Annotated in this window: 17 protein-coding genes and 1 riboswitch; of the genes, 11 read left to right on the top strand and 6 right to left on the bottom strand. The window is 67.1% G+C overall.

Annotation, left to right across the window (positions count from 1 at the left end; genetic code table 11):
* Nucleotides 1-43 precede the first annotated feature (43 nt).
* Nucleotides 44-1,384: a sensor histidine kinase gene (locus BKG60_RS17405; RefSeq protein WP_070189272.1), complete on the bottom strand. Its 1,341-nt coding sequence runs from the start codon at nt 1,382-1,384 to the stop codon at nt 44-46.
* Between the two features lie 37 nt (nt 1,385-1,421).
* A complete protein-coding gene (gene prrA, locus BKG60_RS17400) occupies nt 1,422-2,132 on the bottom strand; it encodes a two-component system response regulator PrrA (protein WP_003884623.1) in 711 nt (236 codons plus the stop codon).
* A gap of 105 nt (nt 2,133-2,237) precedes the next feature.
* Between prrA and BKG60_RS17395 the strand changes: the two genes are divergently transcribed.
* The 3 genes from BKG60_RS17395 to BKG60_RS17385 are packed head-to-tail and all read left to right on the top strand — an operon-like array spanning nt 2,238 to nt 7,927.
* A complete protein-coding gene (locus BKG60_RS17395; protein WP_070944881.1) occupies nt 2,238-4,148 on the top strand; it encodes an ABC transporter ATP-binding protein in 1,911 nt (636 codons plus the stop codon).
* Between the two features lie 36 nt (nt 4,149-4,184).
* Nucleotides 4,185-6,083 (top strand): ABC transporter ATP-binding protein, encoded by a 1,899-nt coding sequence (locus tag BKG60_RS17390; protein WP_207549562.1) that lies wholly within the window; start codon nt 4,185-4,187, stop codon nt 6,081-6,083.
* Entirely contained in the window at nt 6,080-7,927 is a 1,848-nt protein-coding gene (locus BKG60_RS17385; protein WP_070944769.1) for an ABC transporter ATP-binding protein, read from the top strand. Before BKG60_RS17390 ends, BKG60_RS17385 begins: the two co-directional genes overlap by 4 nt.
* A 97-nt stretch (nt 7,928-8,024) precedes the next feature.
* Here BKG60_RS17385 and BKG60_RS17380 read toward each other — a convergent pair whose 3' ends face one another.
* A complete protein-coding gene (locus tag BKG60_RS17380; protein WP_075909792.1) occupies nt 8,025-9,131 on the bottom strand; it encodes an epoxide hydrolase family protein in 1,107 nt (368 codons plus the stop codon).
* 92 nt (nt 9,132-9,223) lie between these two features.
* Nucleotides 9,224-10,063 carry a LuxR C-terminal-related transcriptional regulator gene (locus tag BKG60_RS17375; protein ID WP_070944771.1) on the bottom strand — a complete coding sequence of 280 codons (840 nt, stop codon included), beginning with the start codon at nt 10,061-10,063 and terminating at the stop codon, nt 9,224-9,226.
* Between the two features lie 58 nt (nt 10,064-10,121).
* On the opposite strand from BKG60_RS17375, the gene BKG60_RS17370 reads away from it, so the two are divergent.
* Both BKG60_RS17370 and BKG60_RS17365 read left to right on the top strand, forming a co-directional pair.
* Nucleotides 10,122-11,819, top strand: coding sequence for an AMP-binding protein (locus BKG60_RS17370; RefSeq protein WP_070944772.1), 1,698 nt, complete (start codon nt 10,122-10,124; stop codon nt 11,817-11,819).
* Nucleotides 11,820-11,827: 8 nt separating this feature from the next.
* Nucleotides 11,828-13,444 carry an AMP-binding protein gene (locus BKG60_RS17365; protein WP_070944882.1) on the top strand — a complete coding sequence of 539 codons (1,617 nt, stop codon included), beginning with the start codon at nt 11,828-11,830 and terminating at the stop codon, nt 13,442-13,444.
* A gap of 12 nt (nt 13,445-13,456) precedes the next feature.
* Here BKG60_RS17365 and BKG60_RS17360 read toward each other — a convergent pair whose 3' ends face one another.
* Nucleotides 13,457-14,494, bottom strand: a complete 1,038-nt coding sequence (locus BKG60_RS17360) for an asparaginase (RefSeq protein WP_239252140.1) — start codon at nt 14,492-14,494, stop codon at nt 13,457-13,459.
* 142 nt (nt 14,495-14,636) lie between these two features.
* On the opposite strand from BKG60_RS17360, the gene BKG60_RS17355 reads away from it, so the two are divergent.
* The 3 genes from BKG60_RS17355 to BKG60_RS17345 all read left to right on the top strand — a co-directional run bounded on the left by BKG60_RS17355 (nt 14,637) and on the right by BKG60_RS17345 (nt 18,848).
* Nucleotides 14,637-15,077 carry a hypothetical protein gene (locus BKG60_RS17355; RefSeq protein WP_070944773.1) on the top strand — a complete coding sequence of 147 codons (441 nt, stop codon included), beginning with the start codon at nt 14,637-14,639 and terminating at the stop codon, nt 15,075-15,077.
* A 623-nt stretch (nt 15,078-15,700) separates the two neighbouring features.
* Nucleotides 15,701-15,873, bottom strand: a riboswitch (M-box (ykoK) riboswitch).
* A 225-nt stretch (nt 15,874-16,098) separates the two neighbouring features.
* Nucleotides 16,099-16,839, top strand: coding sequence for a P-loop NTPase family protein (locus tag BKG60_RS17350; protein ID WP_070944774.1), 741 nt, complete (start codon nt 16,099-16,101; stop codon nt 16,837-16,839).
* Between the two features lie 14 nt (nt 16,840-16,853).
* Entirely contained in the window at nt 16,854-18,848 is a 1,995-nt protein-coding gene (locus BKG60_RS17345) for a YhgE/Pip domain-containing protein (protein ID WP_070944884.1), read from the top strand.
* A 112-nt stretch (nt 18,849-18,960) separates the two neighbouring features.
* On the opposite strand, the gene BKG60_RS17340 is transcribed toward BKG60_RS17345, so the two are convergent.
* A complete protein-coding gene (locus BKG60_RS17340; RefSeq protein WP_070944775.1) occupies nt 18,961-20,433 on the bottom strand; it encodes an acetyl-coenzyme A carboxylase carboxyl transferase subunits beta/alpha in 1,473 nt (490 codons plus the stop codon).
* 26 nt (nt 20,434-20,459) lie between these two features.
* On the opposite strand from BKG60_RS17340, the gene BKG60_RS17335 reads away from it, so the two are divergent.
* The 3 genes from BKG60_RS17335 to BKG60_RS17325 all read left to right on the top strand — a co-directional run bounded on the left by BKG60_RS17335 (nt 20,460) and on the right by BKG60_RS17325 (nt 24,869).
* Nucleotides 20,460-21,194: an enoyl-CoA hydratase gene (locus BKG60_RS17335; RefSeq protein ID WP_070944776.1), complete on the top strand. Its 735-nt coding sequence runs from the start codon at nt 20,460-20,462 to the stop codon at nt 21,192-21,194.
* Nucleotide 21,195: 1 nt separating this feature from the next.
* Nucleotides 21,196-22,311, top strand: coding sequence for an MBL fold metallo-hydrolase (locus BKG60_RS17330; protein WP_070944777.1), 1,116 nt, complete (start codon nt 21,196-21,198; stop codon nt 22,309-22,311).
* Nucleotides 22,312-22,376: 65 nt separating this feature from the next.
* On the top strand, nt 22,377-24,869 hold the full coding sequence (locus BKG60_RS17325) for a cation-translocating P-type ATPase (protein ID WP_075909791.1): 2,493 nt from the start codon (nt 22,377-22,379) through the stop codon (nt 24,867-24,869).
* Nucleotides 24,870-24,906 lie beyond the last annotated feature (37 nt).

The following is a 24,906-nucleotide window of genomic DNA, read 5'->3' as shown; positions in this document are numbered from 1 at the left end:
GCCTCTACCATCGGAGGCGGGCGATTTTCGTACCGTGCTCAGGCTAGTGCGGGCCGGGAAGTCGCAGCAGCAGGCGTGCCCCGCCCAGCGGGCTCGATTCCAGAGTTGCTGTCCCGCCGTGTAATTCGGCCTGCTGAGCCACCAACGCCAAGCCGAGCCCGGAGCCCGATCGCGACGCTGTCGACCCGCGGGAGAAGCGGTCGAACACCATTTCGCGTTCTTCCTCGGGCACGCCCACCCCGTCGTCGTCGACGGCGATCTCCACGCCCTGGCGCGAGCTCACCGCGGACAACTGCACTCGCGTGGCGCCGCCGTGCTTCACGGCGTTGGCGATCGCGTTGTCGACGGCCAGGCGCAGCCCGGTCGGCAGCCCGATGATGATCACGGTCGGTGACGGTGCCAGCGACACCTCGAGGTCGGGGTAGACGCGCATGGCGTCGTGGGCGGCGCGGTCGAGCAGTTCGGTGATGTCGACGGTGACGTGGTCGTCGGTGGTGGACAGCTCACCCTGGGCGAGGCGTTCCAGGGCGCCGAGGGTGGCTTCGATCCGTGACTGGGTGCGGATGACGTCGCCGACGACTTCCTTGCGTTGATCGTCGGGCATGTCGAGGGTGGACAGCACTTCCAGGTTCGTCCGCATCGCGGTGAGCGGGGTGCGTAGTTCGTGGGCGGACACCGAGGCGAAGTCACGGGCCGAGGCCAGCGCGGCCTTGGTGCGGCCCTGTTCGGACCAGATGCGTTGCAGCATGCCGTTGACGGCGTCGGCGATCTCGACGGCCTCACTGGCACCACGCACTTCGACGTCGGGAGCCTCGTCGCTCGCCTCGATCTCGCGGGTCTGCTCGGCCAGCCGTTTGAGTGGGCGAACCGCGAATGCGGCCAGCACCCAGCCCAGCACAGTGGCCGCACCGACGGCGAACACGCAGATGATGATCACCCGGCGATGCAGATTGTTGGTGTCGGCGATGGTGGCGTCGTACGTCGCACCGACAGCCACCCACATCGGTCCGGGCGCGGGGATCTGCACGGTGCGTACGCGCCAGCGCACGCCGTCGATGTAGGTGTCGGCGTAGCCGTCGGGCAGTTCGGGCAGGACCACATTCGAGTTCGACGACACGTCCCCGGCCTGCCGGACGGTGATCACCGCGTCCTGATCGCTGGGCGAGCGGGGGATCTCGCCGAGACCGCGCGGCAGGAACGGAATCGCGAATCCGGCCGCCTCGTCGAGGCGGCGGTCCAGGCGTTCCTTGCGGTCGTTGGTGATGCCGACCCAGACGATGGTGCCGACGATGACGACGACGATCGCTGCGCCGATGGCGGTGGCGAACGCGACCCGGGTCCGCAGCGAGGGTGTGCGGCGGAAGATCCGGGTCAGCGGTCTCATGTCGGCTACGGCCGTTGATTCTTCGCGCGAGCGCTCATCACTGCGTCCTGAGGACGAATCCGACGCCGCGGACGGTGTGCAGTAGTCGCGGCGCGCCGCCGGCTTCGAGTTTGCGGCGCAGGTAGCCGATGAACACATCCACCACATTGGTGTCGGCGGCGAAGTCGTAGCCCCAGACCAGTTCCAGCAACTGTGCCCGGGACAGCACGGCGGTCTTGTGCTCGGCCAACACGGCGAGCAGGTCGAACTCGCGTTTGGTCAGGTCCACGTCCACGCCGTTGACCCGGGCGCGGCGGCCGGGAATGTCGACCTCCAGCGGGCCGACCTGAATGGTCTCGGAGGAGAAGGTGGCCGAGGCGCCGCGGCGGCGCAGCAGGGCCTTGACCCGGGCCACCAACTCTTGCAGCACGAATGGTTTGACCAGGTAGTCGTCGGCGCCGGCTTCCAGTCCGGCCACGCGGTCGTCGACGCTGCTGCGGGCCGAGAGCACACAGACCGGTACGTCGTTGTCCATTGCGCGCAGCGCGGTCACCACGCTCACGCCGTCGAGTACGGGCATGTTGATGTCGAGCACGATCGCGTCCGGGCGGGTCTCGGTGGCGCTGCGCAGCGCCTCAGCTCCGTCCACGGCCGTCGAGACGGTGAACCCGGACAGCCGCAGCCCGCGTTCCAGGGAGGCGAGCACGTCAGGGTCGTCGTCTACGACGAGGACCCGGGGCGAGGCCATGCCACCGGTTGCGCTATCCATAACCGCCATCTTGCCCGATGGCGGGCGGTGTATCGCGTAGGCACCCAGGGAAGTCCCCGGGAAGTCTTTGACCTCAATAATTGTTCAGGTTTTACGGTGATGCTCATGAGTATGGAAACGGTGGCCAGGCAGTCGCTGTATCGGCAGGCGCATGCGCGCGACGGTGATTTGCGCGGATTGGCCGATCGGCGGCTGTTGTTGCGGATCTGGCGGTTCTCCGCGCGCCACCACCGCACTCTCGGTGGGTTCGTCGCGATCAGCGTGGTCAGTGCGCTGCTGACGGTGACGACGCCGGTGCTGGCCGGCCGGGTGGTCGACGCGATCACGCAGGGTGGACCGTCGTCGACGGTGGTTCTGCTGGCCGGCACCATCGCGGTGATTGCGGTCGCTGAAGCCACGGTGGCCTTGCTGACCAGGTGGTTGTCGTCGAACATCGGCGAAGGTTTGATCCTGGACCTGCGCACAGCGGTGTTCGACCACGTGCAGCGCATGCCGGTGGCTTTCTTCACCCGCACCAGGACCGGCGCCTTGGTCAGCCGGCTGGGCAACGACGTGATCGGCGCGCAACGGGCATTCTCCGACACGCTCTCGGGCATCGTCGCCAACGTCGTGACCCTGACCTTGACGCTGATCGTGATGCTGAGCATCTCGTGGCAGATCACCCTGCTGTCGTTGGCCCTGCTGCCGTTGTTCGTGCTGCCGGCACGTCGCATCGGGGCCCGGATGGCCGGGCTGTCACGCGAGGCAGCCGGCCACAACGCCACGATGAACACTCAAATGACGGAACGGTTCTCAGCCCCGGGAGCCACGCTGGTCAAGCTGTTCGGCAGCCCGGAAAATGAGTCGCGTGAGTTCGCGGTGCGTGCCGACCGGGTGCGCGACATCGGGGTGCGCACGGCCATGCTGCAGTCGACGTTCATGAACTCGCTGACGCTGATGTCGGCGCTGGCCCTGGCCCTGGTGTATGGGCTCGGCGGGCTGTTCGCGATCGGCGGACAGTTGCAGGCCGGCGCGGTGGTGTCGTTGGCGCTACTGCTGACCAGGCTGTATGCGCCGTTGACCGCCCTGGCCAACGCGCGGGTGGAGATCGCCAGCGCGCTGGTGTCCTTCGAGCGGGTCTTCGAGGTGCTCGATCTGGTGCCGTTGATCACCGAAGAGCCCGACGCTGTCGAGGTGCCGGATGGCGCCGTCGCTGTCGAGTTTGACAACGTCCGCTTCTCGTACCCGTCTGCGGACAAGGTGTCGCTGGCCTCGCTGGAGGAGGTGGCGACGCTGGACGACCGCGGTGGTGACGAGGTACTGCACGGCATTTCGTTCACGGCCGAGCCCGGGCAGATGGTGGCACTGGTCGGGTCGTCGGGGGCGGGCAAGTCGACCATCGCCTCGCTGCTGGCCCGGCTCTATGACGTCGACTCCGGGTCGATCAAGCTCAACGGGGCCGACGTACGTGACGTGACGTTCGCGTCGCTCAAGGACACCGTGGGCATGGTGACCCAGGACGGGCACCTGTTCCACGAGTCGATCCGCTCGAACCTGTTATTCGGAGCACCCGACGCTCGATCCGATGTCGCCGCCGGGGCGGCTCCGGAAGAAGACCAGCTCTGGGAGGCGCTGCGCCGGGCCCGGCTCGACGATGTGGTCGCCGCGATGCCCGACGGCTTGGACACGGTTGTCGGTGAGCGCGGATACCGTCTGTCCGGAGGGCAGCAGCAGCGGTTGACCATCGCGCGCCTGCTGTTGGGACGATCACGGGTGGTGGTGCTCGATGAGGCGACGGCGTCGCTGGATTCGGCCTCGGAGGCCGCTGTGCAGCAGGCCCTCGCCGAGGCGCTGGGCGGGCGGACGTCGCTCGTCATCGCCCACCGGTTGTCCACGGTCCGCGCCGCCGATCTCATCTTGGTCGTCGAGGACGGGCGCATCGTCGAACGCGGCACACATCGCGAGCTGCTGGCCCGCGGCGGTCGCTACGCCGAACTGTATGACACGCAATTCTCCGAGGAGGTCCCCGCGGCATGAGGTTAATCGTTTGCCCCTGATGGGAAGATTGATCCAGTGAGTCAACCCGCGATCGCCCCCTCTACGAAGCGGATCCGGACCAGTTCAGATCTGTGGCGGCTGTTGCCTTATCTGTTGCCGTACCGGGCCCGCTGGATCGTGATGGTCGTGGTTGCGGTGGTCAGCCTGGCCGCGACGGTGGCGATTCCGCTGATGACGAAGGCCGTGATCGACGGTCCGGTACGCCACCAGGATCCGCACGGGCTGTGGGTACTGGGTGCGGCCGCGGTCGCGGTCGGCATCACCGAGGCGGTGCTGTGGTTCATCCGGCGCTGGATGGTCGCCCGCGCAACCATGGGCGTCGAGGCCGATATCCGCAAGGATCTCTATGCCCGGCTGCAGATCCTGCCGATGAGCTTTCACGGCCGCTGGCAGTCCGGGCAGCTGCTGTCGCGGGTGATGAACGACCTGTCCACGATCCGGCGGTTCCTGTCGTTCGGTTTGGTGTTCCTGATCCTCAACACCTTGCAGATCGTCGTGGTGACATCGATCCTGCTGGCGATGTACTGGCCGCTGGGTGTGGTGGTGCTGGTCTCCATCGTGCCCATCGCAGCCACGGTGTTGCACTTCGAGCGGGAGTACACCCGGTTGTCGCGGCTGGCGCAGGACCAGACCGGCCACGTCGCAACCCATGTCGAGGAGGCCGCGCTCGGGCTGCGGGTGGTCAAGGCGTTCGGCCGGGAGGATTACGTCTTCGACCGTTTCGACGAGCAGGCCACCCAGCTGTATGACACCCAGTTCGCGAGGGTGAGCGTCTCGGCGAAGTTCTGGACCCTGCTGGAGGTCATTCCCAACCTCACCCTGATCGTGGTGCTGGGCTTCGGTGCGTACGCCGCCGGCCACGGCCACGTCACGATGGGCACGCTGGTCGCCTTCATCACGATGATGTTGTCGCTGGTGTGGCCGATCGCGTCGCTGGGCTTTCTGCTGTCGATGACGCAGGAGTCGTTCACCGCGGCCAACCGCATCGCCGAGATCTTCGATGCCCCGATCGATATCGTCGACGGCCCGGTGTCCCAGCCGCCGCGCGGCGGCCGGCTGGAGCTGCGTGACGTCGGGTTCAGATTCCCCGACAGCGAGGACGAGTGGGCCCTACGCCATGTCGACGCTGTCGTCGAGCCAGGCCAGACATTGGCGCTCGTGGGCGCGACCGGGTCGGGAAAATCGGTTCTGGCCGCGTTGTTCTCGCGGCTGTACGACGTCACCGAGGGACAGATCCTGATCGACGGCAGCGATATCCGGGAGCTGAGCCTGCCCGTCCTGCGTCAGGCGGTGGCCACCGCCTTCGAGGATCCGACGTTGTTCTCGATGTCGGTGGCGGAGAACCTGCGGCTCGGTCGAGCAGATGCCACCGACGAGCAGTTGGCCCAGGCCATCGAGATCGCGGCCGCGCAGTTCGTCTACGACCTGCCGTTCGGCCTGGACACCCGGATCGGCGAGCAGGGCATGAGCCTGTCCGGTGGTCAGCGCCAACGCCTTTCGCTGGCCCGCGCGATCCTGGCAGCGCCCAAGGTTCTGGTGCTCGACGACACGCTCTCGGCCCTCGACGTGCATACCGAGTCCAAGGTGACCGAGGCCCTCGGCCGGGTCCTGCGCGGCGTGACGGGCATCATCGTCGCGCACCGGGCGTCGACGGTACTGCTGGCCGACAAGGTCGCCCTGCTCCAGGACGGCACCATCACCCACATCGGCACCCACGCCCAATTGCTGGCGCAGGTACCGCAATACCGCTACCTGCTGGCCGCCGACGATGAACTCGACGACGCCTGCGAGCGCACCTGCGAGTGGGAGGACGACGAGGAGCTGGGCCGCCTGCAACGTGGACACGACGAACGCTCGGCCATCGATGAGGTGGGCGGGCTCCCACGTCTGGGTGCGGAGGTGCAGCGCCGATGACGACCACTGAGTGGCGGGGCCAGGTCACCGACGACGGTGACGATCACACCGGTACCGCCGGCACGTCCGCACTCCCGATCGACGAGAGTGTGCCCCGCCGCCGTGAGGCCCGGGCCCTCCTCATGTCGTTGTTGCGCCCCTACCGGTGGACGGTCGTTGCGCTGGCCCTGGTGGTCATCGTGGAGAACGCCGCCCGGCTGTCGGTTCCGATCCTGGTGCAGCGTGGCATCGACCGCGGTATCCCGCCGATCCTCGAGGGCGGCCCGGCGCGTGAGTTGATGCTCATCGTCGGAACGCTGTGCGCGGTGGTGATCGTGCAGGCGATCAGCCGGATGTTCTTCCTGCGCCGGTCCGGGCGGGTCGGTCAGCGGGTGCTGCTGGAGTTGCGCCGTAGGGTTTTCCGGCATTTCGGCCGGCTCGATGTGGCCTTCCACGATCGCTACACGTCGGGCCGGGTGGTCAGTCGGTCCACCAACGACGTCGAGGCAATCCAGGACATGCTGGAAACGGGCTTCGACAGCCTGATCACCGCGGTGCTGACGCTGTTCGGCACGGCCGTTCTGCTGGTGGCGCTCGACTGGCGGCTCGGTCTGATGTGCCTGGCGGCGTTCCCGATCCTGGTGGCCCTGGTGTGGTGGTTCCGTAACGAGTCGGGCAAGACCTACCGGCTGGTGCGCGAAAGCGCGGCTCTGGTGATCGTGCAGTTCGTCGAGACCATGACCGGCATCAAGGCCGTGCAGGCGTACCGGCGCGAGCCACGCAACCAGGAGATCTTCGACGACGTCGCCGACGAATACCGGGCGATCAACGAGAAGACCTTCAAGCTGCTGGCGATCTTCATGCCCGGGGTCAAGTTGGTCGGCAACCTCACCACGGGCGTGGTGTTGCTCTACGGCGGTTACCGGGTGCTGCACGGAGAAATGACCATCGGCACGCTGGCCGCGTTCCTGCTCTACCTGCGGATGTTCTTCGAGCCGATGCAGGAGATCTCGCAGTTCTTCAACACTTTCCAGTCGGCGTCCTCGGCTCTGGAGAAGCTGGCCGGGGTGCTGGCGCAGCAGCCGGCCATCGCCGATCCGAAGCAGCCGGTGGACTTGCCGGACCCCAAGGGCGACATCGTGTTTCACGGCGTCCGGTTCGAGTACACACCGGGCCGCCCGGTGCTGCCCGGGCTGGAGCTCTCGGTGCCCGCAGGTCAGACCGTGGCTCTGGTGGGCACCACCGGCGCGGGCAAGACCACCATCGCCAAGTTGATCGCCCGGTTCTACGACCCCACGGCCGGATCGGTGACGCTGGACGGTGTCGACCTGCGCGAGCTGGCGCAGTCCGACCTGCGCCGTCATGTCGTGATGGTCACCCAGGAGAATTTCATGTTCTCCGGGACGGTCGCCGACAACATCCGGTTCGGACGGCCTGAGGCCACCGATGCCCAGGTGCGGGCGGCTGCCGCGGCGGTCGGTGCGGACCGCTTCATCGAGACGTTGCCCGACGGGTATGACACGGATGTCGCCAAACGCGGCGGGCGGTTGTCGGCCGGGCAGCGTCAGTTGGTGGCGTTCGCCCGGGCGTTCCTGGCTGACCCGGCGGTGCTGATCCTGGACGAGGCGACGTCCTCACTGGACATCCCGAGTGAACGAATGGTGCAGCGCGCGTTGGAAACTGTGTTGGCCGACCGCACAGCGCTGGTGATCGCACACCGGCTCTCCACGGTGCAGATCGCCGACCGGGTGCTGGTGCTCGAGCACGGTCGCATCATCGAGGACGGCGCACCGGCCGATCTCATCGGCCGGGCCGACGGGGCCTACGCGGCGTTGCACCGGGCCTGGGTCGATTCCCTGGCCTGAGCCGCTTGTGCGGCTCCGCGCCGTTTTCTACGCCTGGGCGGTTGCCACGCGGGCGAAATGCACAGCCCTGCAGTAGAAAACGGCGCGAAATGCTACCTCAGCGCACGGTGTCGAAGAATGTCTTCACATCCTCGACGAAGAGCTCCGGTTGTTCGAAGGCGGCGAAGTGTCCGCCGCGGGGCATCGTGGTGTAGTGGGTGACGTTGTAGCCGGTCTCGCACCAGCTGCGCGGAGCCCGCAGGATCTCCAGTGGGAACGACGCGATCCCGGTCGGCAGGCTGACGTATTCGCCGCCGCCCCACGTGCTGTGGCTCTCCCAGTACAGCCGGGCCGACGAGGCCGCCGATGCGGTGAGCCAGTAGAGCATGACGTTGTCGAGCATCTCGTCTTTGGAGACCACGTTCTCGGGATCTCCGTCGCAGTCCATCCACGACCAGAACTTCTCCACGATCCACGCCAGCTGGCCGACGGGGGAGTCGACCAGGCCGTATCCGACGGTCTGCGGGCGGGTGGACTGTTGCTTCATGTAGCCCGAGTCCCATTTGCGGTAGTAGTCGATCCGGGCCAGGGCCTTCTGCAGGTCCTCGGTCATCTCACCGATGCCCTCGGCCGGCGGCTGGGCGATCGGCATGTTGACGTGAATGCCGACGCACGAGCCCACGTTGCGGCCGATCTGCGTCGTCACCGCGGCACCCCAGTCACCACCCTGCGCGCCGTAGCGGTCGTAGCCCAGGCGCGTCATCAGGGTGTCCCAGGCCTGCGCGATCTTGCCGATGCCCCAGCCAGCGGTGCTCGGCTTGGCGGAGAACCCGTAGCCGGGCAGCGAGGGGCACACCACGTCGAACCCGGCCTCGTTGAGCGGTTCGATGACCTTGTGGAATTCGACGATCGATCCGGGCCAGCCGTGAGTGATCAGTAGCGGGAACGCATCCTCACGTCCGGACCGCTGATGGATGAAATGGATGTCCAGGCCGTCGATTTCGGTCGTGAAGTGGTCGAACCGGTTCAGGGCGGCCTCGCGGTCGCGCCAGTCGTAATCGTTGGCCCAGTAGTCGGCCAGTTCCTTGGTGTAGTCCAGCGGGATGCCCTGGGACCAGTCGTCGACGCATTCGGGCTCGGGCCACCGGGTCCGGCTCAGCCTGGCCTTGAGGTCGTCGAGGTCGGCGTCGGGAATGGCGATGCGGAAGGGAGTGATCTGAGGCATACCGTCATCCTCCCAGTACGGAGCCGACCGTTGTGCTGAAGATCGCGGCCACCTGGTGACCTCAATCTTCAGCGCAAGTGTCCGACCCTTCGTCAGGGGATCTGTCGCAGCCGCCGGGCCTTGGACACCGCCTCGTGCCGGTTGCGGGCCCCGAGTTTGGCTGCTGCACTACGCAGATAGCTCTTCACGGTTTCCGGCTTGAGCGAGAGACGCTGTGCTGCTTCGGCATTGGTGCACCCGAGGGCGACCTGCGCCAACACGTCGACCTCGCGGGAGGTCAGCGGGGCGCTGGCGGGCGGGTCGCCGCGCAGCGCGACCGCCAGCCGGTCCGCGAGCTCGCGCAGCGGCCCGGCCACCTCGGGAGTCTCGGCGGCCAGCCGGCGCAGGTCGGCGTGCACTTCGCGGATCTGCTCGGTGTCGGCCGGCTGGCTGGTGAAGTTGGTCAGCGCGGTCTCGCGCATCCGCAGGCGGCGGTCCACTTCGTCGCGGACCCGCAGCTCGTCGCTCAACCGTTGCGCTGAGGCGACCATCGCCGCGGCGGTGCGATCGCCGATCGGCGCGCTGGTGCGGTGCGCTCCGTACAGCACGGCCCGGGTCGTGCCGTCGACGAGCACCGGCACCGCCAGGATCGAACGGATCCCCTCGGACAGCACCGGCTCGTCGTAGTCATGGGTGATGGTCGAGGCGCGTCGATAGTCGGTCACCGAGATGGGACGGCGAGAGACCACGCTGGCCCCGCCCAGCCCGGCGCGCGGCAACACCGCCAGCCCGCGCATGGCGCCGGTGCGGGTGCCGAAGAACTCGCTCAACAGCAGGGTGTCGTCGTGTACTTGCCCGCCGAAGGTCAGCGGAAGCCCGGTGTCGGTGGCCATCCGGCGCAGCTCGGCGCGTACCGCGTCGGCGTCGCGAGGGCGCAGCAACCAGGGGCGCATCGTGGGTACACACTTTCGGGGGTAGCGGGCGGCAAGTGTGACGTAGAGCATAACTGTCATGAATGCCGTCGCGAGCAACACGGCCCGCTACCGCGGTGCCCGTGACCAGCTGGTTGCCACCATCGCCGATTATGGCCGGGCCGTCGACGAGTTCGCCTGGCCGCAGATCAGCGGCACCTTCAACTGGGCGGTCGACTGGTTCGACGCCATCGCCAGGGGCAATGACCGCACCGCGCTGTGGATCGTCGAGGAGGACGGTTCCGAGCGGCAGGTGACCTTTGCCGAGATGGCGCAGCGGTCGGACCGAGTCGCGGCCTGGCTGCAGGGGCTCGGCGTGGGCAAGGGCGACCGCGTCCTGTTGATGCTCGGCAATCAGGTCGAGTTGTGGGAGGCCATGCTGGCCATCGCCAAGCTGGGCGCGGTCATCATGCCGACCACCGGGGCGCTGGGCCCGGCGGACCTGTCCGATCGCATCGCCCGCGGCGGTGCGCGTTTCGTCATCGTCAACACCGCCGACGCGGTCAAGTTCGCCGAGGTGCCTGGCGACTATGTGCGAATCGCGGTCGGCCAGGCACCTGCGGGTTGGCGCCGGTACGCCGACGGGTACGACGCGGCACCGCGACATTTCGAGGCGTGCACGACGGTCGACGACCCGATGCTGATCTACTTCACCTCGGGCACCACGAGCAGGCCGAAACTGGTCGAGCATTCCCAGGTGAGCTACCCGGTCGGCCATCTGACCACCATGGCCTGGGTCGGCGTCAGGCCCGGCGACGTGCACCTGGCGATCAGCTCGCCCGGCTGGGCCAAGCACGCCTGGAGCTGTTTCTTCGCGCCGTGGATCGCCGAGGCGACGATCTTCGTGTACAACTACGCGCGTTTCGATGCGGCGGCACTATTGGGTCAGTTGCGGCGGGCGAAGGTCAACACCTTCTGTGCCCCACCCACGGTGTGGCGCATGCTGATCCAGGCCGACCTGGGGGCGCGGCCCGACGGATTACGAGAGATCCTGGGCGCCGGTGAGCCGTTGAACCCCGATGTGATCGCCCGGGTGGAAAAGGCCTGGGGGCTGACGATTCGCGACGGGTTCGGCCAGACCGAGACCTCGCTGCTGATCGGTAACACCCCCGGCCAGCCGGTGAAACCCGGTTCGATGGGCCGTCCGATGCCGGGAGTTCCGGTGGTGCTGGTGGATCCGATCACCTCGGCGCTTGCCGAGGAAGGGGAGATCTGCCTGGACCTGGCGGCACACCCGCGCAACCTGATGACTGGTTATCTCGGTGACCCGCAACGCAATGAGGCCGTGATGGCCGGCGGCTTTTACCACACCGGTGACGTCGCTGCGCGTGACGAGGATGGCTACATCACCTACATCGGGCGCACCGACGACGTGTTCAAGTCCAGCGATTACAAGGTGTCGCCCTTCGAGCTGGAAAGCGTGCTGATCGAGCATCCGGCCGTGGTCGAGGCCGCGGTGGTGCCCCAACCCGATGACACCCGGTTGTCGGTGCCCAAGGCGTACATCGCGCTCGCCGATGGCTGGGAAGCCGACGCGGACACGGCAAGAGACGTCATGGCCTATGCCCGTGACCATCTCGCGCCTTATCTAAAGGTGCGCCGGGTCGAGTTCTTCGACCTGCCGAAGACGATCTCGGGCAAGATTCGCCGCGTGGAGTTGCGCAAACGTGAGGAAGCGGCTCATGAAGCGGGCCAACCGATTTCCGCCGAATACCGATACGAGGATCTTGTGGAATGAATACGGCGCTGAGTTCCTATGATCGTGGCCCCGCCGAGGTACCGGTGCTCGAAGAGACGATCGGCGCGCACTTCGAGCGCATGGTGGTGGCCGATCCGGACGCCGAGGCGCTGGTCGAGGTGGCCACCGGGCGGCGCTGGACCTACGGCGCTCTGAACGGTGAAGCCGACTCGGTGGCGCGCGGGCTCATGGCCTTGGGTGTGCAGAAGGGCGACCGTGTCGGTATCTGGGCGCCCAACTGTGCCGAGTGGGTGATGCTGCAGCTCGCGACGGCGAAGATCGGCGCGATCCTGGTCAACATCAACCCCGCGTACCGCACGCACGAGCTGGCATACGTACTCAAGCAATCCGGTATCCGAACCCTGGTGTCGGCGACAGCCTTCAAGTCCTCCGACTACGTGACGATGGTGGCCGAGGTGCGGGCCGACTGTCCGGCGCTGAAAGACATCATCTTCCTCGGCACCCTGGACTGGGATCGGCTGCACACAGAGCAGGTCGGCGAGGACCAATTGCGGGCGCGGACTGATGAGCTGACCAACACCGACCCGATCAACATCCAGTACACCTCGGGGACAACAGGATTCCCCAAGGGAGCGACGCTCAGCCATCGCAACATCCTGAACAACGGGTTCTTCGTCGGCGGGCTGATCAATTTCGAGCGCGGCGACCGGCTGTGTATCCCGGTGCCGTTCTACCACTGCTTCGGCATGGTGATGGGCAACCTCGGGGCGTTGACCCACGGCGCGACGATCGTCATCCCCGCACCGGGATTCGATCCCGGCAGCACGCTGGCCACGGTCGAATCGCAGCGGTGCACCGCGCTGTACGGGGTGCCGACGATGTTCATCGCGATGCTCGGGCATCCCGATTTCGCCCAGTTCGACCTGTCCTCGTTGCGGACCGGCATCATGGCGGGCTCGGTCTGCCCGGTCGAGGTGATGAAGCGGGTGGTGGCCGACATGCACATGGCCCAGGTGGCGATCTGTTACGGCATGACCGAGACGTCACCGGTGTCGTGTCAGACGCTGGTCGACGACGATCTGGAGCGCCGTACCGCGACCATCGGGCGGGTCCATCCACACCTCGAGATCAAGATCGTCGACCCGGATACCGGTGAGACGGTCGAGCGCGGACAACCCGGGGAGTTCTGCACCCGTGGGTATTCGGTGATGCTGGGCTATTGGGATCAGGACGCCAAGACTGCCGAGGCGATCGACGCCGAAGGCTGGATGCACACCGGCGATCTGGCGGTGATGCGTGAGGACGGCTACTGTGCGGTGGTCGGCAGGATCAAGGACATGGTGATCCGCGGCGGGGAGAACGTCTACCCCCGGGAGGTCGAGGAGTTCCTCTACACCCATCCCGACATCGACGACGCCCAGGTGATCGGCGTGCCCGACGCCAAGTACGGCGAGGAGATATGTGCCTGGGTCCGGATGAAACCGGGGCGTGCACCGCTGGACGCAGAGGCGCTGCGGGCCTTCGCCTCAGGGAAGCTGGCCCACTACAAGATCCCGCGGTATGTCGTTGTCGTGGACGAGTTCCCGATGACGGTGACCGGCAAGATCCGCAAGGTCGACATGCGCGACGAGAGCGTCAAGCTGCTCGGGCTCGGTCCTGAGTAGTTCTCAGCCGAGTCAGCCCCAACGCTTGATCACCTCGCCCACCGGCTGTTTGGCGGCCAGCGCGGCCATCATCAGCACCCGCGCCTGGCTGGGCCGAAGGTGGGGCACCATCACCGCGCCGGCCTTGACCATGTCGTCACCCGGACCGTACTCGGCGATGACCTCCCCGTCCGGGACGCGGCTGGAGATTCCGAAGGCGACACCGGCCGGCGCGTGGCGGCGCACCGCGTCGACCACGCCGACACCGGCGTTGCCGGATCCCAGTGCCTCCACGACGATTCCACGGGCGCCCGCGGCCACCGCGGCATCGATGGGTCCGGCACCGTCGCCCGGATAGGCCGCGACGACGTTGACCGGCGGGACGCCGGCCGCCGGGATGTCGGCGATGAACGGCCGCTTCGCCGGGTGGTCGAGTTTGAAGGTGTCCTCGGCGACCGACCCGATCGGTTCCGTGCCGCCGAACGCGTGGAGATCCTGGGTGTTCACCTTGTGCGTCCCCAGGGCCTGAAAGACGTCGCCTGCGAACGTGATCATCACGCCCTGGTCGCGGGCGGCGGGACTGGACGCCACGGTCAGCGCGTTCCGCAGGTTGGTCGGCCCGTCGGCGTCCGGGGCGTCGGAACTGCGCTGGGCCCCGGTCAGCACGATCGGTGCCGGCCCGTTGTAGGTGACATCCAGCCACATCGCGGTGTCTTCCATGGTGTCGGTGCCGTGGGTGATGACCACGCCGGACGCCCCATCGTCCACCGCTTTCTTGGCGGCCGCGCCGATCACATCCCAGTCGGCCGGCGTCAGTTGTGAGCTGTCCTTCTTCATCACGTCCACGACCTGGACATCGAGGCCGGCCGCCAGATCAGCGCCGCTGACTGTCGGGCGGCGCACGCCGTTGGCATCTGTGCTCGTCGCGATGGTCCCTCCGGTGGTGATCACCACGACCCGGCCCGCTGCCGGTTCGCCGTTGCCGGCCTCGCCGGTGGTCGTCGTGTCGGTCGACGTCGTATTGGTCGAACACGCGGCCGTCAACGCGACCGCGAGAAGGACGGTGGTCATCGTCCGTCGCGACCGACAGCGGCGGGCTACAAAGTTCGTCATGGCGCAGACGCTACGGCGATACGCGAATGCGCACCGGCGTTTCGGGAGCTCACCCGCCTTTTGGCGGCGTCGACGTGTGATTGCTGCGACGATAGGAGGCATGTCGGTCACGCAAGCCTGCAGCGTTCTGGGGCGACGCTCCTGCGCACTGTTGGCTGCCTGTTCGGCGACGCTGCATGTGGTGATGCTCGGGATGACCGCCAATCTGGTGGCCGCCGTGGTGCTTGCGGCGATGATCGTGGGTTGCCTGTACTGCGCAGGTCACCTGTGGCGCAGTGGCACTCCCGCCGTCTGGTGCACGATCGCGTTGATGAGCCTGGCGATGATCGCCCTGCACACCCCGATGCCCGCCCATCATCATGACGCGGTGGCCACGGTCCCGGCTTCGGCGGTGATGACGACGGCGACGTTGATTGCATTGCTCGAGGTGATCATCGCCGCTGCCGTTCTGACGGTCCGCACCCGGCACCGCTCGGTGATCAGCCCGTCGGCGGGACGAACTGACTCACAACCAGCCGCGCGCACTGCTGAAGTATCTTGACCGCCACGGTGTCCCGCTCGTGGTCCGGACGGTCCGCCACAGGTCGCACCGAATCGGCTGACGGAAGCCGCATTCGGTGCGACCTGAGGCGGGGTTCGGGTACGGATGGATCAGTTCGCGTCGATCGTGACGTGAAAGATCGTCAGGTCAACGGGATCTGGGATGCTCGGCTATCGAGCGCGGTGAGAGCCGCCGCCCAGGGAAGCGGTCAAGACCGCCACCGGGGTGTTGCTCATCCTCAGGTTGTGCCGCTCTTGCGGGGTCAGTGACGCGCGCGTGTGGATCCACGCGATCGGGCCTCTGATCAAGCCGTGAGCATGACGAAGAAAAGTGTTGCGCTGCATTGGATCATCTCCATGAGAATCGGAGCTATCCGTGTCGGCAGGCACGCGGCGGCCGGCCACCGCGGGCGTCCGAGGTGGGGGATCTACGCAGCCTTCGACAGCGGATAGGTTTTTACGGACAGACGTTGTCGAATCGGTCTGGGATACGGACTGTCACTTGACGTCATTTCGTCTTCACCTCCTCGCTGTCAGGCGAACGCACGCCGTTGGTCTTGACGCATTCGTCAGCTGTAGACCTGAAGAGGAAGTGGGGCGCATGGCCAGACAACGTGGCGGGCGCGAGCACTTCCTCATCGGAGCTTTGGCACTACACGACGTGTCCCACCAGAGGTGGGAAGCCACTTCGGGTCATCCCTTGGGCCGGGAAGACCTGTCCTAACCCTGGGCGTCTCTCGACGTCGTCGGATCAGTGGCCTGTGTTCGTGTAGGAGCCTCACCTAACGAAGCGCGACATTCATTAGAAGCCTTACCCGCGGAGGTTGTCAACGCGGTTTGCGGTCGGATCGACGATGGCTCCAAATCAGTTGTGTCAGTGCGGTCCTGAGCTGGCCTGTCCGAAGCGTGACCGCCGTCACCCGAAGTCTCGGAGGGTGTGGACAGCGTTCACTCAGGAATCGCCAGGCTGGCGGAGTTTGCGGTTGCCTGTGCGCGCCCGCCCGATGTGTTGTGATGTGCCTATGCCTGAGCAAAGTCCCGAGAGTGGTCCCGGCGAGGACGAGCAAAAGCCACCGGCCCTCACCGCGCGGGCGATCGTGATGCACGGCCCCTGGGGTCCGGTGTACGGGCCCATCGATCTCGATATCGACGAAGGCGGCGTCACCGTGCTGGTCGCCCCGGCGGGCACCGGCCGCACCGCGCTGTTGATGACACTGGCGGGCCGGATGAAGTCGGCGCGCGGCCAACTGACCGTGTTCGGGCGCACCCGCGCCACCGACATCTTCCGCTGCGCGGCCCTGGCCGGGATCGATGAACTCGACACGGTGTCCGAATCGGTGACCGTGCGTGATCTGGTGACAGAGCAACGTCGGTGGGACGCGCCCTGGTACACGCTGGTGGGCCGCGCCGACGAGGACGATCTGGCGGCCATGTGTGCCCCGGTGTTCGGGGAGCTGCCGTTGCCGTCGCTGACGTCCTACTTCGACGGCCTCACCGAGCTCGACCAGATCCTGTTGCGCATCGCGCTGGCCAACACCGCGAGCCCGCCGCTGTTGGTGGTCGGCAACCTGGACCACCTCACCGATGACCGCAACCGCGACATCCTGCTGGGGCGGCTGTTCGCGCTGGGAGAGAAGCAGACCGTGATCACCGCGACGGTCAACGGGGTGCCCGGCCACTTGGCCGCGGCCGTACGAGCGCAGGTGGCAGTACCCAACACGACGCTGGCCGAGCTGGCCGGTTCGCAGAAAGGTGGCGAGTAACCGTGCTGGCCGGAATGTCGTTGGGCACTGACCTCAAACGCTTCTCGCGCGGCACGATGCCGCGGATCGCGCTTGTGACGGTCATCCTGCTGCCACTGTTGTACGGCGCGATGTACCTGTGGGCGTTCTGGAACCCGTTCGGCGAGGTGAACAAAGTTCCGGTGGCGTTGGTCAACGAGGACCGGGGCACTGTCGTGGAGGGTGAGCAGGTCAAGGCCGGGGACGAGGTCTCCGATGCGCTGGTTGATTCGGGTCAGCTTCAGCTGCACCGGGTTTCGGCGAAGGAGGCAGCCGACGGGGTGGCCGACGGCAGGTACTACTTCTCGATCACGCTGCCGCAGGATTTCAGCACCAGCATCACTTCTCCGTCGGGTGGGTCGCCGCACCAGGCCAACGTGCGCTTCACGTTCAACGACGCCAACAACTACCTGGGCTCGATCATCGGTCAGAATGCCGCCCGTGAAGTGATCAACCAGATCAACGCCAAGATCGGCGAACGCACCCTCGGCACCGTGCTGACCGGACTGACGGATGCCGGAACAGGCCTGATCAAAGCGGCCGACGGCGCGCAGCAGCTGGCCACCGGTAGCGCAGCGGCCAACGACGGCGCACACCGGTTGTCCACCGGGGCCGACGCCTTGACGGCCGGCCTGGTCACCGCGCGCGACGGGTCCTCCCAACTGGCCGCGGGCACCAGACAGTTGTCGACGGCGGTCGACACCGCGACCGATCCGCTGCTGACCGTGCTGGACCGCGTCAGCGGGCTCGGGCTGGATCCCGATGAAGTAGGCCGGGCCGCGCAGCGCCTGTCCGGGGCGGTGCGCTCGACCACCGACCGGATCGCCGCGCTCAACATCGACCAGGCCCAAGCCGCGGCGATCGTCGACCAGGCGGTCGGATTCCTGCGCAACAACCCTGATCCCGCCGTGCGCGACACCGGGGAGTTCCTCGCCGGAGCGCAACGGCTGCTGCAAGCTCGCGGTCTTGACCCCACCACGGACGAGGGCTTGATCCGGTTGCGGGACAACGCTGCCCAGCTGGAGAGCGAGCTGGGTGACCCGAACAGCAAGCTGCGGGTGTTCATCAACAAGGCCCTTACCGGTGGTCTGCGTTCCGATGTCGTCAAATTGCGTGACGGCGCGCACCAGCTCAACGACGGTGCCCAGCGGCTGAACAGCGGGCTGGTGCAGTTGGCCAACGGAGGTCGCCAATTATCCAACGGAGCAGGAGAACTCGCGGCCGGCACGGAGAAGCTGCAGGCCGGCAATCAGCAATTGGCCACCGCGCTCAAAGAGGGATCGACCCAGGTCCCGTCCTGGACTCCGCAGCAGCGCACCGAGGTGGCGCGCACCCTGGCCGCACCTGTGGCGCTGGACATCCAGACCCACAATCCGGCCGCCACGTTCGGTACCGGCTTCGCTCCGTTCTTCTTGCCGTTGGCGCTGTTCATCGGTGCACTCATCATCTGGATGTTGTTGAAGCCGTTGCAGTCCCGGCCGGTGGTCAACGGCCTGGGCGCGCTGCGCGTGGTGCTGGCCTCCTACTGGCCCGCCCTGCTGATCGTGGTCTGCCAGGTCGTGGTGATGTATGTGGTGGTGCATTTCGGGGTGGGTCTGCAGGCCAAATACCCGTTGGCCACGGTGGCTTTCCTGCTGTTGGTCGCGGGCACGTTCCTGGCTTTGATCCAGGCGTTCAACGCGCTGTTCGGGGTATCGGTGGGCCGGGTGGTGACGTTGGCCTTCCTGATGCTGCAACTTGTCTCGGCCGGCGGTATCTATCCGGTGGAAACCACGGCCAAACCATTCCAGATCCTGCACCCCGTCGACCCGATGACGTACGCGGTCAACGGTCTTCGCCAGTTGATCGTTGGCGGCATCGATTCGCGGCTGTGGATCGCCATCGCAGTGCTGTCCGGCGTGCTGGCCGTTTCGCTGGCGGCCAGCTCTTGGGCCGCGCGAAGAGACCGGCAATACACCATGGACAGGCTGCACCCGCCGATCGAAGTGTGACGGCCCGCGTGCGTCCAGGCCGGCCCTCGCGCCGAAATCGACGCTACGGTCGTGTATCCGCCATCCGAACGACCTTGGTGTCGATCTCGGCGATGCCGGAGGCTTCTGAAGGTCAGCTGAGCCCGATGCGTCGGTAGCGATCGAGCCGGGTCCGCAAGCGCTGCTCGCTCGGCACCGCCCGCAACGCAGCGAGCTCGTCGGCGACGGCCGTCGAGAGCCTCTCGGTGAAGGCCCGTGGTTCGTCGGCGGCATCGGGATGTTCGGGCACAATCGCGTCGGCGATGCCGTTGCGCACCAGGTCGACAGACCGAACTCCTTGTCCGGCAGCCAGTTCCGCGGCATGTGCGGTATCGCGGTACACGATCGCGCTGGCTCCTTCGGGCGGTAGCGGAGCCAGCCAGCCGTTGGCGGCGGCCAGTACGCGGTCGGCGGGCACCATCGCCAGCGCGGGCCCGCCGCTGCCCTGACCCATCAGCACGGACACCGTGGGCGTGTTCAGCGTGACCAATTCGGCCAGACAGCGGGCGATCTCGCCGGCCAGCCCGCCCTGCTCGGCCTCGATCGACAGGGCCGGGCCCGGGGTGTCGATGATCAGGACCAGCGGCAGCTGCAGTCCGGCAGCCAACGCCATGCCGCGTCGCGCCTCACGCAGCGCGCCTGGCCCGACCAGTCCGCCCTCGCTGCGGCGCTGGCCCAGTACCACCGCGGGTTGCCCGCCGAAGCGGGCCAGCGCCAGCAGCATGGTCGCGGCCTCGCCGCGTTCGGTGCCGGAGAGCAGCACCCGGTCGGTGGCGCCGTGCCGCAGCAGGTAGCCGACCCCGGGCCGGTCCGGCCGCCGCGACGCCAGGACCGAGTCCCAGGCCGGCACGTCGGGCAATGGCTCGGGTGCCGGGGCGGGAGGAAGAGGGGCTGGAGCATCCAAGACCACCCGCAGCGTGCGGTCCAGGGTGTCGCGCAGCAGGGCGAGCGGCACCACCCCGTCGATGACGCCGTGGGCGTGCAGGTTCTCGGCGGTCTGGACGCCGGACGGGAACGGTTCGCCGTACAGGTGCTCGTACACCCGCGGGCCGAGGAAGCCGACCAGCGCGCCCGGCTCGGCGGCGGTGACGTGACCGAGCGAGCCCCAGGACGCGAAAACGCCTCCGGTGGTCGGGTGGCGCAGGTACACCAGGTAGGGCAGGTGGGCCTGCTTGTGCAGTTCGACGGCCGCGGCGATCTTGACCATCTGCAGGAACGCCACGGTGCCTTCCTGCATCCGGGTCCCGCCGGAGCTCGGCGAGGCCAGCAGCGGCAGACCCTCAGCTGTGGCTCTGGTCACCGCGGCGGTGATCCGCTCGGCGGCGGCCACTCCGATGGATCCGGCCAGGAAGTCGAACTCGCAGGCCACGACGGCCACGCGGCGGCCGAATATGGTGCCTTCGCCGGTCAGCACGGATTCGTCGAGCCCGGTCTTCGCCGAGGCCTCGGCCAGTTCGCGCTGGTAGTCCTCGGAACGCGCGACGTCCAGGGGCGGGGCGTCCCAGCTGCGGAACGAGCCCTCGTCGAGCACTGCATCACGAAGCGCGCGGGCGCCGATCCGACTCACGCGCCCAGCGTATATAGGCTGGCCGCATGATTGGTGTGACCAGAGACGGCAGTGTCCTGACCCTGGAACTGCAACGTGAAGAGCGGCGCAATGCGCTGAACTGCGAGCTTGTCGACGCCCTACGGGAGGCGGTCGAGCACGCCGCCGAGCAGGATGTCCGGGCCATCGTGCTGACCGGCGCCGGCCGGGTCTTCAGTTCGGGAGCCGACCTCACCGATGCCGCCGGTATGGCCGAGAAGCTTCCGGACAAGGCGCTGGCGCTGAACCTGGCGATCGACGCGGCCCCGGTGCCCGTCATCGGAGCGATCAACGGCCCGGCGATCGGTGCCGGCGTGATCCTGTCCATGATCTGCGATCTTCGGGTCGTGGCCCCCGATGCCTACTTCCAGTTCCCGGTCGCCAAGTACGGCCTGGCCTTGGACAACTGGAGCATCCGGCGGCTGACGTCGCTCGTCGGCCATGGCCGGGCGCGCGGCATGCTCCTCGGTGCCGAGAAGCTCACCGCCGAAACCGCTCTGCAGACCGGTATGGCCAACCGGATCGGCACCCTGGCCGACGCACAGAAGTGGGCTGCCGAGCTCGCCGGGTTCGCCCCGCTGGCGTTGCAGCACGCCAAGCGCGTACTCAACGACGACGGTGCCTACGAGGAGTCCTGGCCGGTCCACAAGGAGCTGTTCGACAAGGCGTGGGCCTCCAAGGACGTCATCGAGGCGCAGGTGGCCCGCATCGAGAAGCGTCCGCCGAACTTCACCGGGGCCTGACGTGCTGCGCGCGGCGCTGCAAATGGGTGCCAGGTCGGTGTCGTTGCTGGCCGGTGGGTGGTTGCTGCGTGCACTGAACGGGACCTATGCCTCGGTGGGCGCGCTCCCCAACGCGATCCGGCCGGTGGCAGCACGGTCCACGCAGTACGCGGACGGTGTGTTCGTCAACGCCGAGCCGGCATCACCCGGGATCACCATGAGCCGCGAGGAGTGGCGCATGCTGATAGCCGAGATGTTCGGCCCGCGTTCTGCCAGCCGGCCGCCTGGGCCGATCCCGCTGGCCGAGCCGGCCGTACCGGTCGACGGTGCCGGCCAGGCGTGCGCGGTGTCCTGGTATGGGCACTCCACCGCACTGATCGAGATCGACGGCTACCGCGTGCTGACCGACCCGGTCTGGAGCCGTCGCTGTTCGCCGTCGCGGGTGGTGGGCCCACAGCGGTTGCATGAACCGCCGCTGCCGCTGGAGGCGCTGCCTGCCGTCGACGCCGTGGTGATCAGCCACGATCACTACGACCACCTCGACATCGAGACTGTGCTGGGCCTGGCCCGCACCCAGCGCGCGCCGTTTGTGGTGCCGCTCGGGATCGGGGCGCACCTGCGCAAGTGGCGGATACCCGAAGACCGCATCGTCGAGTTGGACTGGAACGAGAGTCACCGGATCGGCGAGCTCACCCTGGTGTGCACACCGGCCCGGCACTTCTCGGGACGGTTGTTCCAGCGCAACACCACGCTGTGGGCGTCGTGGGCCGTCGTCGGGCCGCAGCACCGGGCATTCTTCGGCGGAGACACCGGCTACACCAAGAGCTTCTCCGAAATCGGTTCGGAGCACGGGCCTTTCGACCTGACGCTGCTGCCGATCGGGGCATATCACCCGAGCTGGCCCGATATCCACATGAATCCCGAAGAAGCGGTGCGCGCTCACCTCGACGTCACCGATTCGGGGCTGCTGGTACCGGTGCACTGGGCGACGTTCCGGCTGGCCCCGCATCCGTGGGCGGATCCGGTGCGGCGGTTGCTGTCGGCGGCCGATCCGGCCGGTGTGCAGATCGCAGTGCCACGGCCAGGGCAACGGGTGGATGCCGAGTCCGCGGCGCTCGACCCGTGGTGGGAGTTTTAGCAGCCCTCGAATGGCAAACTGACGTCTGATCACACGACTGAAGACGGGACGAGGACTGCGCGCGCATGACGACGATCACTGTCGCTGGTCTCAGCGAAGCCCAGGTGGCCCAGCGGGTCGCCGAAGGCAAGAGCAACGACGTCCCGACGCGCGCGGCTCGCAGTGTCTCCGAGATCGTGCGGGCCAATGTGTTCACCCGGATCAACGCGATCCTCGGTGTGCTGTTCCTGATCGTGCTGTCCACCGGCTCGCTGATCAACGGCGCGTTCGGCTTGCTGATCATCGCAAACAGTGGGATCGGCATCATCCAGGAGATCCGGGCGAAGCGGACCCTGGACAAGTTGGCCATCGTCGGCCAGGCGAAGCCGACCGTGCGGCGCGAATCCGGTAGCCGCGCAGTGCTACCCAGCGAAGTGGTGCTCGACGACATCATCGAACTCGGGCCCGGCGATCAGATCGTCGTCGACGGCGAGGTGCTCGAGGAATCCAATCTTGAGGTCGACGAGTCATTGCTGACCGGTGAGGCCGATCCGATAGTCAAAGGTGTTGGCGAGCCGGTGATGTCGGGCAGTTTCGTGGTAGCGGGCTCCGGTGCCTACCGGGCCACCAAGGTGGGGCGCGAGGCCTACGCCGCCAAGCTGGCCGAAGAGGCCTCGAGGTTCACCTTGGTGAAATCCGAACTGCGCAATGGCATCAACAAGATCCTGCAGTTCATCACCTATCTACTGGTGCCCGCCGGTCTGCTCACCATCTACACCCAGCTGTTCACCACCGACCCCCGGATGCTGGATTCGGTCGAACAAACCTACCAGGACATCGTCGACAGCGAGGGCGGTTGGCGAGAGTCGTTGAGAATAATCATGAGTCAGATCTTCACCACCGATGCGGTGTGGCACGAGCCGGTGCTGCGGATGGTGGGCGCACTGGTGCCGATGGTGCCCGAAGGTCTGGTGCTGATGACCTCGATCGCATTCGCGGTGGGGGTGGTGCGGCTGGGCCGGCGGCAGTGCCTGGTCAACGAGCTGCCCGCGATCGAGGGCCTGGCCCGGGTCGACGTGGTGTGCGCGGACAAGACCGGAACCCTCACCGAAAACGGTATGCGGGTAAGCGATCTCACGGCGTGTGACGGGAGCCCCACGACCGAGGTCGCCTCTGCACTGGCGCAGCTCGCCGCCGATGACACCCGGCCGAACGCCAGCATGGTGGCCATCGCCGAGGCCTTCCAGACGCCGCCGGGATGGACCGCCACCGCGACGGCCCCGTTCAAATCGGCCACCAAGTGGAGTGGCGCGTCCTACGGCGAGCACGGCAACTGGGTGATCGGAGCCCCCGACGTGCTGCTGGATTCCGCCTCGCCGGTGGCCGAGCGGGCCGAGGCGATCGGCGCGCAGGGGCTGCGGGTACTGCTGGTCGGGTCCTCCGATCGGGCGGTCGACGCGCCGCAGGCCCCCGGCACGGTGACTCCGGTTGCCCTGGTGGTGCTGGAGCAGAGGATCCGGCCCGACGCCGGCGAAACGCTTGATTACTTTGCTTCCCAGCATGTATCGGTCAAGGTGATCTCCGGAGACAATGCGGTCTCGGTCGGTGCGGTGGCCGGCAAACTGGGCCTGCACGGTGAGACGATGGATGCCCGCCGGCTGCCCCACGAACCGGACGAGCTGGCCGACAAACTGGAGGAGTACACCACGTTCGGCCGGGTCCGCCCCGATCAGAAGCGGGCCATGGTGCATGCGCTGCAGTCGCGTGGGCATACGGTGGCCATGACCGGCGACGGCGTCAATGATGTGCTGGCCCTCAAAGATGCCGACATCGGCGTCGCGATGGGCGCGGGCAGTTCGGCCTCTCGCGCGGTGGCACAGATCGTGTTGCTCGACAACAAGTTCGCCACGCTGCCCTATGTGGTCGCCGAGGGCCGGCGGGTGATCGGTAACATCGAGCGGGTTTCGAACCTGTTCCTCACCAAGACGGTGTACTCGGTGCTGCTGGCGATCTTGGTGGGACTCGCGGGGCTGTCCTCCAAGTGGTTCGGCACCGACCCGCTGTTGTTCCCGTTCCAGCCGATCCACGTCACCATCGCGGCCTGGTTCACCATCGGCGTCCCGGCCTTCATCCTGTCGCTGGCCCCCAACAACGAACGAGCGCACTCGGGTTTCGTGCGCCGGGTGATGACCGCGGCGCTGCCCTCTGGTCTGGTGGTGGGCACGGTCACGTTCGTCTCCTACCTGGTGGCCTATCAGGGTCGGGAGGCCAGTTCGGTCGAGCAGGCCCAGGCCTCGACCGCGGCGTTGATCACGTTGCTGGTGTCCTCGTTGTGGGTGCTGTCGGTGGTGGCCCGGCCCTATGAGTGGTGGCGCGTGGGCCTGGTGGCCGCTTCAGGGCTGGCATATGTGCTGATCTTCTGTTTGCCGTTGGCCCAACGCGTGTTCATGCTGGATCCGTCGAATCTCAAGGTCACCGGTGTTGCGCTGGGCATTGGCCTGGTTGGAGCCGCGCTGATCGAGGCGCTGTGGTGGGTCCAGGGTCGGGTGCTGGGCGAGAAGCGCCGGTTGTGGAGATAGCTGGCAGAGGGAAGAATGTCGGGCGTTCAGTTGGAAA

Source organism: Mycobacterium syngnathidarum, from assembly GCF_001942625.1.
Lineage (GTDB): Bacteria > Actinomycetota > Actinomycetes > Mycobacteriales > Mycobacteriaceae > Mycobacterium > Mycobacterium syngnathidarum.
The sequence above is the reverse complement of the archived record's forward strand: the minus strand, read 5'-3'. Positions and strand labels throughout refer to the sequence as shown.